Origin of the sequence: Delftia deserti (assembly GCF_042653485.1) — a bacterium.
GTDB lineage: Bacteria > Pseudomonadota > Gammaproteobacteria > Burkholderiales > Burkholderiaceae_C > Comamonas > Comamonas acidovorans.
Map to the genome: position 1 here is coordinate 6,065,248 of NZ_JBHSIH010000001.1, position 13,238 is coordinate 6,078,485.

At 69.5% G+C, this 13,238-nt stretch carries 9 protein-coding genes; 7 read left to right on the forward strand and 2 right to left on the reverse strand.

What is annotated here, in order from left to right; all coding sequences use genetic code 11:
• Window positions 1–82 precede the first annotated feature (82 nt).
• Together ACFPFG_RS28640 and ACFPFG_RS28645 are read left to right on the forward strand one after the other, a co-directional pair.
• The gene (locus ACFPFG_RS28640; RefSeq protein ID WP_380109313.1) at window positions 83–2,425 is read left to right on the forward strand and encodes an FdhF/YdeP family oxidoreductase; all 2,343 of its coding nucleotides are present in this window, start codon (window positions 83–85) and stop codon (window positions 2,423–2,425) included.
• Window positions 2,426–2,435: 10 nt separating this feature from the next.
• The gene (locus ACFPFG_RS28645) at window positions 2,436–2,717 is read left to right on the forward strand and encodes a hypothetical protein (RefSeq protein WP_183021686.1); all 282 of its coding nucleotides are present in this window, start codon (window positions 2,436–2,438) and stop codon (window positions 2,715–2,717) included.
• Here the strand turns inward: ACFPFG_RS28645 and ACFPFG_RS28650 are convergent.
• Window positions 2,681–4,687, reverse strand: coding sequence for a peptidase U32 family protein (locus ACFPFG_RS28650; protein WP_183021685.1), 2,007 nt, complete (start codon window positions 4,685–4,687; stop codon window positions 2,681–2,683). The genes ACFPFG_RS28645 and ACFPFG_RS28650 overlap by 37 nt on opposite strands.
• A 503-nt stretch (window positions 4,688–5,190) precedes the next feature.
• Here ACFPFG_RS28650 and ACFPFG_RS28655 point away from each other — a divergent pair.
• From ACFPFG_RS28655 to ACFPFG_RS28670, 4 genes are all read left to right on the forward strand, one after another.
• Window positions 5,191–6,423, forward strand: a complete 1,233-nt coding sequence (locus ACFPFG_RS28655; RefSeq protein WP_380109316.1) for a branched-chain amino acid ABC transporter substrate-binding protein — start codon at window positions 5,191–5,193, stop codon at window positions 6,421–6,423.
• Between the two features lie 28 nt (window positions 6,424–6,451).
• Window positions 6,452–7,837, forward strand: coding sequence for a tRNA adenosine(34) deaminase TadA (tadA, locus tag ACFPFG_RS28660; protein WP_380109318.1), 1,386 nt, complete (start codon window positions 6,452–6,454; stop codon window positions 7,835–7,837).
• Between the two features lie 205 nt (window positions 7,838–8,042).
• Window positions 8,043–9,170, forward strand: coding sequence for an LD-carboxypeptidase (locus tag ACFPFG_RS28665; RefSeq protein ID WP_232245748.1), 1,128 nt, complete (start codon window positions 8,043–8,045; stop codon window positions 9,168–9,170).
• Between the two features lie 19 nt (window positions 9,171–9,189).
• Complete coding sequence (locus ACFPFG_RS28670; RefSeq protein WP_380109320.1) at window positions 9,190–9,930, forward strand: sterol desaturase family protein; 741 nt, start codon at window positions 9,190–9,192, stop codon at window positions 9,928–9,930.
• Window positions 9,931–10,077: 147 nt separating this feature from the next.
• Here the strand turns inward: ACFPFG_RS28670 and ACFPFG_RS28675 are convergent, their stop codons facing one another.
• Complete coding sequence (locus ACFPFG_RS28675) at window positions 10,078–10,458, reverse strand: hypothetical protein (protein WP_183021681.1); 381 nt, start codon at window positions 10,456–10,458, stop codon at window positions 10,078–10,080.
• Between the two features lie 185 nt (window positions 10,459–10,643).
• On the opposite strand from ACFPFG_RS28675, the gene ACFPFG_RS28680 reads away from it, so the two are divergent.
• Window positions 10,644–13,214: a penicillin acylase family protein gene (locus tag ACFPFG_RS28680; RefSeq protein WP_380109323.1), complete on the forward strand. Its 2,571-nt coding sequence runs from the start codon at window positions 10,644–10,646 to the stop codon at window positions 13,212–13,214.
• Window positions 13,215–13,238 lie beyond the last annotated feature (24 nt).

Sequence of the window (13,238 nt, forward strand, 5' to 3'; positions counted from 1 at the left end):
CCGTGCTCATATCTTTGCTGAATCTCTCCATTTGGAGATGTGATTTGACCTGGATCATGGACAGGCGGAACACTCCCGGCCCATGTCCGAACAAAAGATCGAGTTCTACAAGGGGGCCGCTGGCGGCTGGGGCGCACTGCGCAGCGTGAGCCAGGCCCTGATGCGCCAGGATATCGCCGTCAAGGGCGCCAAGACGCTGCTGTCGGCCAACCAGCCCGACGGCTTCGACTGCCCGGGCTGCGCCTGGCCCGACCGCAACCACCATTCCACCTTCGAGTTCTGCGAGAACGGCGCCAAGGCCGTGGCGGCCGAGGCCACGGCGCGGCGCGTGACGCCCGAATTCTTTGCCCGGCACACGGTGGCCGAGCTCATGGCGCAAAGCGATTTCTGGCTGGAGGACCAGGGCCGGCTCACCGAGCCCATGGTGTACGACGCGGCCAGCGACCGCTACCGGCTCATCGCCTGGGACGACGCCTTTGCGCTGATCGCCCGCCACCTGAACGCGCTGCCCGACCCGAACCAGGCCATCTTCTACACCTCGGGCCGTGCCAGCAACGAGGCGGCCTTTCTGTACCAGCTGTTCGTGCGCGCCTACGGCACCAACAATTTCCCCGACTGCTCCAACATGTGCCACGAGTCCAGCGGCAGCGGCATGAAGCCGCAGATAGGCGTGGGCAAGGGCACGGTGCAGCTGGCTGATTTCGAGCAGGCCGATGCCATCTTCATCTTCGGCCAGAACCCCGGCACCAACCACCCGCGCATGCTGGGCGAGTTGCGCGCAGCCCACAAGCGCGGCGCGCGCATCCTGAGCTTCAACCCGCTGCGCGAGCGCGGTCTGGAGCGCTTCCAGGACCCGCAAAGCAAGCTGGAGATGGCCACCCTGGGCGCCACGCCCATCAGCACGCACTACTTCCAGCTGCGCGTGGGCGGCGACATCGCGGCCGTCAAGGGCATCATGAAGCATGTGATCGCGCAGGACGATGCACTGGGGCACGGGTGCGGCGGCGTGCTGGACCACGCCTTCATCGCCGAGCACACGACCGGCTTCGAGGCCCTGGCCGAGGACCTGCGTGCCGAGGACTGGGGCCTGCTCGAGGCCGAGTCCGGCCTGAGCCGCGCGCAGATGCAGACGGCGGCCGAGGTCTACATCGCCGCCCGCAGCACCATCGTCTGCTGGGGCATGGGCATCACGCAGCACATGCATTCGGTGGCCGCCGTGCAGATGCTGGTCAACCTGCTGCTGCTGCGCGGCAACATCGGCCGCCCCGGCGCAGGTGCCTGCCCGGTGCGCGGCCACAGCAATGTGCAGGGCGACCGCAGCATGGGCATCTGGGAGAAGCCGCCGGCCGCGCTGCTGGACCGGCTGCAGCAGGTCTTCGGCTTCGAGCCCCCGCGCGCCCACGGCGTGGACGTGGTCGAGTCCATCCGCCTCATGCTCGAGGGCCGGGGCAAGGTCTTCTTCGCGCTGGGCGGCAACTTCGCGGCGGCCACGCCCGACACGCATGCCACCTGGCAGGCGCTGCGCCGCTGCGACCTGACCGTGCATGTGACCACCAAGCTCAACCGCAGCCACCTGGTGCACGGCCGCGAGGCGCTGATCCTGCCCTGCCTGGGCCGCACCGAGATCGACATGCAGGCCACCGGCCCGCAGGGCGTGACGGTGGAGGACTCCATGGGCATGGTCCATATCTCCAGCGGCATCAACCCGCCTGCGTCCGGGCACCTGCTCAGCGAGATCGCCATCGTCGCGCGCCTGGCCGCCGCCACGCTGGGGGCGCAGCGGCCCGTGCCCTGGCTGGAGCTGGCCGGCGACTATGCGCGCATACGCGAGCTGATCGAGCAGGTCTTCGACGACTTCCACGACTTCAACGCGCGCGTGGCCGTGCCGGGCGGCTTCAAGCTGCGCAATGCGGCGAGCGAACGCATCTGGGAGACGCCCCGGGGCAAGGCCGGCTTCTTCGTGCACGCCGTGCCGCGCGACACGCCCGTGCACCGCGCACGCGCCGCGCGCAGCCCCGGCGCATCGCCGGTGTTCACGCTGTTCACCACGCGCTCGCACGACCAGTACAACACCACCATCTACGGCATGGACGACCGCTACCGCGGCGTCTTCGGCCAGCGCCGCGTGGTCTTCATCCACGCCGAGGACATCCGCGCCCTGGGCATGAAGGATGGCGACTGGGTGGACCTGCAGACGGTGTGGGATGACGGCCGGCAGCGCAGCGCCGAGCGCTTCAGGCTCGTGGCCTACGACATTCCGCGTGGCTGCATCGCTGCCTACTATCCGGAGACCAATCCGCTGGTGCCGCTGTCGGCCACGGCCATCGTGGCGGGCACGCCCAGCTCCAAGTCCATTCCCGTGCAGCTGGTGGCGCACAGGCTGCCTGCCGTGCCATCCCCCGCGCTGGAAGAAATGGCGGCCTGAAGTGCAAGGCATGGAAGAGCTGGCCGCCGCCATCCTGCGCGAATTGGCCACCGAGCCCGCACCCATGTCCCTGCCCAGGCTGGGCAAGCGACTGGGGCAGGGCGCCAGCGTGCTCATGCGCTGCCTGGCGCTGATGGGCGATGCGCCCATTGCCGGCACGCCGGGGCCGGGCTGGGTGAGGCTTGTGCAGGAAGATGGGCGCTGGGTGGCGGCCCTGACGGAGAGCGGACGTTTGCTGGCGGAGGTGCAGGACCGTCAGGCGCTGGCCGAGGGCACGGGCCGCGTGCGGTAGAACTGCATCGGAAATTCCTGCATTTCCTTGGCGTGCTGGTTGATCACCGCGCGTTTCATCTTGCCGACCACGTGCATCTCGCAGGGCTTGCAGTCGAAGCGCAGCGTGAGTTTTTCCTTGCCGTTGATCAGCTGCAGCGGCTCGGCCTTGATGGTGCCCTTGACGCCGATGACGCCCTTGGCCTGCTTGGGGCACAGGCTCATGGAAAAGCGTACGCAATGCTTGGTGATCATCAGGCTGACTTCGCCTTCCTCTTCCTTGCTCTCGTAGGCCGCGTCCATGACCTTGACGCCGTGCTTGACGTAGAAGTCGTGTGCCTTCTGGTTGTAGACGTTGGCCAGATAGGTCAGCGTGTCCTCGGGGAAGGGCACGGGCGGCTCCACGGGCAGGGCGCGCGGCAGGCGCACGAAGCCGGCCTGGCGCGCGGCCTCCAGCGCGGCGACGGCGTCGCGGCGCAGCTGGTTCAGGGCCGAGGCCGGCACGAACCAGGCCTGGCTCAGCTGCAGGCCGATGTCATGCACGGAGAAGATGGTGGCTCCGAAGCGGCCCAGCTGCTCGCGCAGCGTGGCCTCGGCACGGGCTGCGTCGGTGGCGGCCTGGTGTTCCTGCGCGATGGCGGCGGTGGCGGTGAAGCCGTCCTCGTCGGTCAGCGTGAGCGCAAAGCCGTCGGGCGTTTCCTTGAGTTCGGCCCACAGGCCGATGCGGCGGTCGCTGGACTTCTTGTCCAGCGTGCGCACCCAGGCCATGTCGCGATTGCGGTTGACCTCCAGGCCCTTGCGCAGGTCCTTGAAGCCGGCGATGGGGTCCTTGGGGAACAGGCGCCACAGCGACTTTTTCGCATCCACCGACTCGGCGCGGTTGATCTGCAGGCCCACCAGTTCCTTTTGCAGGTCGTAGTAGCACAGGCCGTCGCCGTTGTGCAGTTCGGTGTCGCGGCTCGAGGTCTCGATCTCCACGAAGTTCTCGCCCACCTTGGTGACCCAGCCGATGGCGCGGCCCGGTGTCTTGGGCGTGTCGAAGGCGCCGATGTCGTCCTTGCGGCCGTTGACGAAGTAGTCGGTGAACTCGCGGTTGAAATTCTGGTCGGGGTCGGGTGTGAAGCTGAACGTGGTGCTGCCCGAGGATGAGCGCGCCAGGGGCGTGTCGGAGAATTCGCGCTCTTCGATGATTTCGTCCAGCAGCTTGCGGTAGTGGGCCGTGATGTTCTTCACATAGCCCATGTCCTTGTAGCGGCCCTCGATCTTGAAGCTGCGCACGCCGGCGTCGATCAGGGCGCGCAGGTTGTCGCTCTGGTTGTTGTCCTTCATGGACAGCACGTGCTTTTCGTGGGCGATGATGCGGCCGCTGGCGTCCAGCACCTCGTAGGGCAGGCGGCAGGCCTGGTTGCAGTCGCCGCGGTTGGCGCTGCGACCCGTGTGGGCGTGGGTGATGTAGCACTGGCCCGAGTAGGCCACGCACAGCGCGCCGTGCACGAAGAATTCGATGGTGGTGCGCGCCGGGTCGGTGGCCGCGCGCACGGCGGCGATCTGCTGCAGGTCCAGCTCGCGCGCAACGACGATCTGCGACAGTCCGGCGTCCTGCAGGAAGCGCGCCTTCTCGGGGGTGCGGATGTCGGTCTGGGTGCTGGCGTGCAGCTGGATGGGCGGCAGGTCCAGCTCCAGCAGGCCCATGTCCTGGATGATCAGCGCGTCGGCTCCGGCCTCGTAGATCTGCCAGGCCATCTTGCGGGCGGCCTCGAGTTCATCGTCGCGCAGGATGGTGTTGAGCGTGATGAAGATGCGGCTGCCGAAGCGGTGCGCGTGGTTGATCAGCCGCTGCAGGTCGCGGATGTCGTTGCCTGCCGTGGCGCGGGCGCCGAAGGCGGGGCCGCCGATGTAGACGGCGTCGGCGCCGTGGTTCACGGCCTCGATGCCGATGTCGGCATCGCGCGCGGGTGACAGGAGTTCGAGCTGGTGGGGCAGGAGGGACATGGGGCTTCGTGGTGTTCTGTATTCGTACCCGCACCGGCGTGGGGGCCGGGCGTAGGGCGCAATGCGGGGGAAACTGGCCCCCACGCTACCCTTGCTGCGCAAGGTCCGCTGCCCCCCAAGGGGGCCGCTTTTTGTCTTGGGGCGGCCCGGCGACAAAAAAAGGCCCCCACTCTTGGGGTGGTCCGGCGACGAAAACCTCGCAGCCCGCTTGCGGTAAGGCGCAGCATTATCGCCGCAGCACCGAAAAAACGCGCGCCAGGGGATATGTGCCCGATGCCCTGGCGAGCGGCGCCGGTTTTTGCCTATCCTTTAGGATGCGCACTGCACGGGCCGGGCCGCCATGCCGGATACCCCGGCCCGTGCCTGCCCCGCCCCGGGCCTGATGCGCGTTTTCTGCGCCAGGCCTTTCCCGGCCAGGCAGCGCCCGAGTGGGCCACGCCGCAGCGGATTTCGCTTGCCAGGGCGCCTGTTTCACAGATTGACCGTTTTTTCCAGGAGTTGCCATGCACGCCTTGATTCGCCATTTCCCGTGGGCCGGCCCGGCCCTGCTGTGCGCCCTGCTGGGCAGCGGCGGCCTGGCCTGGGCACAGCCGGGAAGCGGCCCGGCCAACGGGCAGTCGGCAGGGGCTTCCGCTGCGGCGGCTGCACCCGCTGCACCCAGTTCAGCCGATGCGCCCCTGGTGGTGCGCATTGCCCATGCGGGGCCGGTGTCCGGCCCCATCGCCAGTCTGGGCAAGGATGAGGAAAACGGCGTGCGCATGGCCCTGGACGATCTCAATGCCAAGGGGCTGGAGATCGGCGGGCGCAAGCTGCGCTGGAAGCTGGAGGCCGGCGACGATGGCGGCGACCCCGGCCAGGCCGTGGCCCTGGCCCGGCGCCTGTGCGACAAGAAGGTGGCGGCCGTGGTCGGCCACCTGCAGTCGGGCACCACGCTGCCGGCCACATCCATCTACCACGACTGCGGCATCGTCATGGTCACGCCGGCGGCCAGCAACCCGGCCATCACCCAGGCGGGCTACGACACCACCTACCGCGTGATCGCCGACGACCGCGCCATGGTCGATGCGCTGGTCGCGCACGCCGTGGGCAAGCTGGGCGTCAAGCGCGTGGCCATCATCGATGACCGCTCGGCCTACGGCCAGGGCATCGTTGCGCTGTTCGAGGCCCAGGCGCGCGAGCAGGGCATCGAGATCGTGGACAAGCAGTTCACCGGCGACAAGGCCACCGACTTCGTGCCCATCCTCACGGCCATCAAGGGCAAGAAGCCCGATGCCATCTTCTTCGGCGGCCTGGACGCCCAGGCCGGCCCCATGCTCCGGCAGATGGCCCAGTTGGCCATGGACAAGGTGCGCCTGCTGGGCGGCGACGGCCAGTGCACGCTGCGCCTGCCCGAGCTGGCCGGCAACACGGCGCCGCTGCGCAACGTGACCTGCGCCGTGGGCGGCAGCCCGCTGGAGCGCATGCCCGGCGGCGCAGCCTGGAAGCAGCGCTACGACCAGCGCTTTCCCGACCAGTACCAGGTCTTCAGCCCCTACGCCTACGACGCCACCATGGTGCTGGCCCAGGCAATGGTGCGGGCCGACTCCATCCGGCCCGATGCCTACATCCCCTACCTGCGCCAGACCCGGCATGACGGCGTGACGGCACCGATTTCCTTCACGCCCCAGGGCGAGCTGCAGGCGCCGGTCGTCACGCTCTACCACTATGCGCAGGGCGTGCGCAAGCCGCTGCCCTGACCCCCTGGCGCCCTGACACTCTGACACCTTGACTGCCGAGCACCGTCCACTGCCGCAGGCCGAAGACGAGGCCTGGATGCGCATCGCCCTGGAGCTGGCGCGCGCCGCTGCCCAGGCGGGCGAGGTGCCCGTGGGCGCCCTCATCGTCAAGGACGGCGCCATCGTCGGCCAGGGCCGCAACACGCCCGTGGCCCAGGGCGACCCCACGGCCCATGCCGAGGTGCTGGCGCTGCGCGACGCGGCCGCGCGCCTGGGCAATTACCGGCTGGACGACTGCACGCTCTACGTGACCCTGGAGCCCTGCACCATGTGCAGCGGCGCCATGCTGCATGCGCGCCTGGGCCGCGTGGTCTATGGCGCGGCCGAGCCGCGCACGGGCGCGGCCGGATCGGTGCTGGACGTGTTTGCGCTGCCGCAGATCAACCACCACACGCAGGTGACGCGCGGCGTGCTGGCCGGGGAATGCGCGGCCGTGATGTCGGACTTCTTTCGCACGCGCCGCGCCGAGCAGCGCGCGGCCCAGCCCCATCCGCTCAAGGACACGGCGCTGCGCCATGCGGATTCCACCTTCGGCGGCTTTGCCCAGCCGCAGTGGCGCAGCGACCTGCCGGCGCTGGCAGGCCTGCGCCTGGCCGTGGTCGATGAAGGACCGCACGATGCACCGCTGACCTGGCTGTGCCTGCACGGCAGCCCCTCATGGGGCCAGCTGTTCCAGCCCATGCTGCCCGGCTGGCTCCAGGCCGGCCATCGCGTGGTGGTTCCCGACCTGCCGGGCTTTGGCCGCAGCGACCAGCCCAAGAAGGAGAAGGCGCACAGCGCGGCCTGGCATGTGCAAGTGCTGCGCGAGCTGGTGCTGGCGCTGGACCTGCGGAGCATCGTGCTGGTCGGCCATGACGATGGCGCGCGCCTGGGCCTGGCCGTGGCGCAGGCCGAGCCCGCCCGTTTTTGCGGCGCCTGGCTCATGAATGCCTGGCCCGCAGGCCCGGCGCCCGATGCCTGCGTGCAATGGTTTGCGCAGGCGGCGCGCAAGCCGTCATGGCCCGTGGGCCGCGCCATGCACGAGGTGGGCGGTATCGGCGAGGTGGGCGGGGAGGGCGGCGCACAGCCGCAGGCCTGGAACCTGCCGTTTTCCCAACCCGGCCACCGCGCCGCGCTGCAGGCCTGGCCCCGCGTGCAGGCCGAAATGCCGCCGCTGCCGGTGGCGCTGCTGGCGCAGTGGAGCCGCCAGCAGCGCCTGTGGGTGCAGGGCGGCGAGCACGATGCGCTGATGCCAGCGCCCGCATGGCGCCAGGCCTGGCTGCAGGCGCTGCCACAGCTGCCGCCAGCGCAACTGCGCCTATCCCCGTGCGGCCATTGGGTTCCCCTGTGCGCTGCCGGCATGGTGGCCGACGCTGTGGAATACTTCCGCCCGTAGGCCTGCGCCGCCGGCCCCTTGCCGGGGCTGCGCAGCGGCAGTGCCCCGTCTTCACTCCCCTTGCAATATGGAGCATGCCGGCCAGGGCCGGCATGGAACCCACTTGGCCACTTCGCGCAGTTCCCGCTCTTCCGGCACGTCCGGCACGCCCCGCAAAAAGGCCGCCGCTGCCGCACCTGCACCCGTTGATCACGCGCACGAACATGTGCATTCCGCCGACGGCACCTGCTGTGCCCACGGGCACGAACATCCACATGGACATGACCATGCGCAGGAGCCTTCGCATGCTGCGGCACATGGCCATGGCGCTGCCCACAGCCACGACCACGAGCACGGCCACGTTCATGCCGCCGATGGCAGCTGCTGCGGCCATGCGCATGACCAGGGTCCGCGCCACATCTATATCTACTCGCCTGCCGGCGCCGTGCGCGACAAGGCCGGCTTCAAGCGCGGCGTGCGCCGCCTGGAGGCCATGGGCCACCAGGTGGAGATCGATGCCGACGCGTTGAGCAGCCACCAGCGCTTTGCAGGCGACGACGCCACGCGCCTGGCGGCCATCGAGCGCGCAGCGGCCAGCGGTGCCGACCTGGCGCTGCCCACGCGCGGCGGCTACGGCCTTACGCGCATCCTGCCGGGCATCAAGTACAAGGCCGTGGCCAAGGCCATCGCAGGCGGCACGCGCTTCGTGGGCCTGAGCGACTTCACGGCGCTGTCGCTGGCCCTGCTGGCCAGGACCGGCGCCACCACCTGGGCCGGCCCGCTGCTGGTGCACGACTTCGGCCGCCCCGACGACGAGGGCGGCGTGGACGACATCATGCTGGACTGCTTCAACGACCTGCTGAGCGGCCAGGGCGAGGGCGCGGGCTGGCAGATGCCGAAGATAGGCCTGCGCGAAGACGGCAAGCCTGCCGTCAAGGACTTCTACATCAGCGGCGGCGCCACGCTGTGGGGCGGCAACCTGGCCGTGCTGGTCTCCCTGCTGGGCACGCCTTACTTCCCGCAGATCCAGGGCGGCATCCTGTTCCTGGAAGACGTGGGCGAACATCCCTACCGCGTGGAACGCATGCTGACCCAGCTGCTGCATGCTGGCGTGCTGGCCCGGCAAAAGGCCATCGTGTTCGGCCAGTTCAGCGAGTTCAAGCTCAGCTCGCATGACAAGGGCTTCAAGCTGCAGACCGTGATCGACTGGCTGCGCAGCCAGGTCAAGTGCCCCGTGCTGCAGGGCCTGCCCTACGGCCATGTGCCGACCAAGGTGATGCTGCCCGTGGGCGCGCCCGTGTCGCTGTCGGTCGAAGGGCGCGATGCGCTGATCTACTGGGGCCACGTGCACTGAGGCCGGGGACACGCAGGACATGTGGGAGTTCGCGGCCTATCCGTTGCTGGCGCTGATGTTCGTGGGCATCTTCACGCGCGAGGTGATCGCGCCGGCCTCGCGCAACCACTGCGACCGGCGCTGGCTGATCCTGTCCACGCTGCTGGGCCTGGGCACGCTGGCCACCACCTTGGTGGTGGGCCACCTGTTTTCCGGCACCATACGCCGCCATGCCCTGTTCGACGTGGGCGGGCGCTGGCCCGCCTTGGCCGTGGGCGGGCTGAGCTTCTTGCTGACCAGCTTCGTCTTCTACTGGTGGCACCGCGCCACGCACCGGTCGGACACGCTGTGGCGCATGTTCCACCAGTTGCACCACAGCGCGCCGCGCGTGGAGGCGCTCACGGCTTTCTTCGCCCACCCCATGGACACGGCGGCGGCCGTGCTGCTGAGCGCGCTGTCCAGCTACTGGGTGCTGGGGGCCAGCCCGCTGGCGGCGGCCTTCGCCATCAGCCTCACGGGGGCGTTCGATCTATTCCTGCATGCCGACATTCGCACGCCGCGCTGGCTGGGATACATCGTGCAGCGGCCCGAGATGCACACCGTGCACCACCAGTACGGCCACCATGCGCAGAACTACGGCCTGCCTGTCTGGGACCTGCTGTTCGGCACCTGGGCCAATCCGGCCGAGCGGGTGGAGCGCCTGGGCTTCGATGACGACAAGGCCGGGCGCGTGACCGACATGCTGCGCTGGCAAGACGTGCACAAGCAGAACTCCCCCTGAGGCGCTGCGCGCCTTCCCCTCTCGCTTCGCGGGGGACTACAGCCTCGCTGCGGGGCGGCGCGGCCGGCGTAGGCCCTTGCTCGCTGTCCCTTGTTCTTGGCCGCGCCAGTTTTTGAGGCTCTGTACGGTGGCGGTGGGGGCTGACTGCTATTCGAGGTAGCGGCCGTTTTCCTTGCGGCGGGCGCGCATGCCGGTGCGCAGGAAGAGCACGGTGCCGCCTTGCTCGGCCAGCGGCGCGCGCGTGTCGCCGGACAGGTGGGCGTCCAGGCGCTGCGGCAGGTGCTCCAGCAGGGAGCGGATGGCGGTCAGGTCGGTGTCGGCGGCCTCGGGGTGGTCGCGCACAAAGCCTTCGAGATAGGCGCGGGCATCGGCCTGCAGCTGTTCGCGCGTGGTGGCCAGCGAGACATAGCTGACGCCGGCCTGGCCCGGCGCCTCGGTGCCCAGCAGATAGCAGCCGATGTAGTCACCACGGTGCTGGCCCACGGGCGGGTCCTGGCTGAGCTTTTTCAAGAGGCTGAAAGGCCACATTCCACGTACTTCCTGTTTCTGGCGGATGCCCTGCATCCATGTGCGCAGGCCCGGCAGTGATTGTCGCCTGAAGACTGTGCCCCGCAGGCGCGGCTTTCTGTCGTGAGCAATGTGAGCATGTCGCGCGCGCATATGCTACAAACTGCAACACTACGATACGAAAAAAGCAGAGGGTGGGGAAAAGAATGGGAATCATGCGAATCCTGAACTCGCGGTGGTGGGGTGTGGGCGCCGTGGCGGTGGTCGGCTCGGCCCTGCTCGCCGGCAGCGCGCTGGCCATCTATGCCGTGCGCGTGCAGCCGGTGCTTGACGGACAGCTCACGCTGGCCGGGCTGGAGCAGCCCGTGCGCGTGCGGCGCGATGATGCCGACATCACCCATATCAGCGCCTTCTCGCCGCAGGACCTGTGGCGCGCGCTGGGCCATGTGCACGCGCAGGAACGCGGCTGGCAGCTGGAGTTCAACCGCCGCCTGATGCATGGCACGCTGTCCGAGATCCTCGGGCCGGCCACGCTGGACACCGACAAGCTCATGCGCGCGCTGGACATACACGGAGCGGCGCGGCGCCAGTACGCATCGCTGCCCGCCAACGCGCGCGAGGCGCTGCAGGCCTACAGCGAAGGCATTGCGGCCTTCTACGCGGCGCTGCCCATGCGCCAGCACCCGCAGGTGCCCGAGTTCATGCTGCTGGACACGTCGCCGGGCGGCGGCGACAACTCGGCCTGGGCGCCCGAGGACAGCGTGGGCTGGGCGCTGATGATGGCGCTGGACCTGGGCGGCAACTGGGGCAACGAATTCGCGCGGCTGGCCGCGCTCTCGCAACTGGACACGCAGCAGCTGTGGCAGCTGATGCCGCCTTATCCCGGCGAGGCGCCGGCCACCGCCACCGACCTGGCCGCGCTTTACCGGGGGCTGGGCGTATACCGCAAGGAGGCGCAGTCAGCATCCGGTGTATCTGGCGCATCCGGCAAGGCCGCGCAGACCGTGGCGGCGGCGGGCGATGCCGGCGACGTGAACGATGCCTGGGCCCGCTGGTCCCGCGACATGGTGCGCGATGCGGGCACCAACGACGGCAAGGGCAGCAACAACTGGGTGCTGTCGGGCAGCCGCACGGCCAGCGGCAAGCCGCTGCTGGCCAACGACCCGCATCTGGGCTTGAGCGCGCCCGCCATCTGGTACTACGCACGCCTGCAGTCGCCTGCCGGCCAGGCGCAGGACGGCACGCCGCTGTCGCCCATCGACGTGGTGGGGGCCACCCTGCCGGGCCTGCCCTTCGTGGTGCTGGGGCGCACGCGCGAGGTGGCCTGGGGCTTCACCAACACCAATCCCGATGTGCAGGACCTGTACCTGGAGCAGATCGATCCGGGCAACCCGGGCCGCTACCGCACGCCCGACGGCTGGGCGCCCTTTACCGAGCGCAGCGAGCGCATCAGGGTCAAGGGCCGGGCCGATGTGCAGCTCACGCTGCGCAGCACGCGCCACGGTCCCGTGATCAGCGATGTGCAGCCCCAGTACGAGGCCGTGCTCGACAAGCGCCGCTACGCCGTGGCCCTGCGCTGGGCGGCGCTCGACGCCGACAACCTCACCGTGCAGGCGGGCCTGCGGGCCAACGAGGCGCGCAGCGTGGCACAGCTGTTCGAGGCCTTTGCCGACTACCACTCGCCCATGCAGAGCATCGTCGCGGCCGACGTGCATGGCGCCATCGGCTTCAAGGCCGCAGGCCGGGTGCCGCTGCGTGCGGCCGACCACGACCTGCGCGGCGTGGCGCCCGCGCCGGGCTGGGAGGCACGCTACGACTGGCAGGGCTGGCTGCCCTATGACCAGGCTCCACAGGACGATGGCACGGCGCTGGGCTATCTGGCCACCGCCAACCAGCGCATCACGCGCGAGGGCTATGCCCACTTCCTCACCCAGGACTGGAGCCTGCCGTACCGGCACCGCCGCATCTCCGAGCTCATCGAGGCGAAGGACAGGCACGACCTGGTCAGCATGGCCTCCATCCAGAACGACCAGACCTCGCTGGCCGCCCGTGCCCTGCTGCCGCAACTGCTCAAGGCCCTGGATGAAGCGCCGGCCACGCATCCGCTGGCCCCACAGGCGCGCCGGGTGATGGCGCAGTTCGACGGCCGCATGGATGCCGCGCAGGCCGCTCCCCTGATCTTTGCCGCCTGGGTGGACGAACTCACGCGCGGCCTGGTGATACCGCGCCTTGGCGTCCAGACCTTTGCGGCCACCTATGGCAAGCGCGACTACCGCGCGGGCATCGAAGGCATGCTGGAGCGCCGCGATGGCTGGTGGTGCGCTGCGGCGGGCTGCAGCGCCCAGGTCAGCCAGGCGCTGGACCGGGCGCTGGCGCGTCTGCAGTCCATGCAGGGCAGCGACCTGGGCCGCTGGCGCTGGGGTACGGCGCATGCGGCGCTCAGCAGCCACAGGCCGCTGGGCAGCGTGGGGCTGCTGGCGGGCATCTTCAATGTCAGCGTGCCTTCGGGCGGCGACAGCTACACCGTCAACGTGGGCCAGTACCTGCCCGGCGATGCCAGGGCGCCGTTCGCCAACCGCCATGCGGCATCGCTGCGCGCCATCTACGACCTGGCCGAGCCCGAGCGCTCGCTGTTCATCTACCAGACCGGACAAAGCGGCGTGGCCCTGTCCAGCCGCTATGCGGACATGTCTGCCGAATGGGCCGATGGCCGCTACCGGCCGCTGCAGATGGCGCCCGCGCGCTGGCGCCATTCGATGATGCTGAGGCCCCAGTGACGGCCCGCGCCGGCGGCGCCAGGC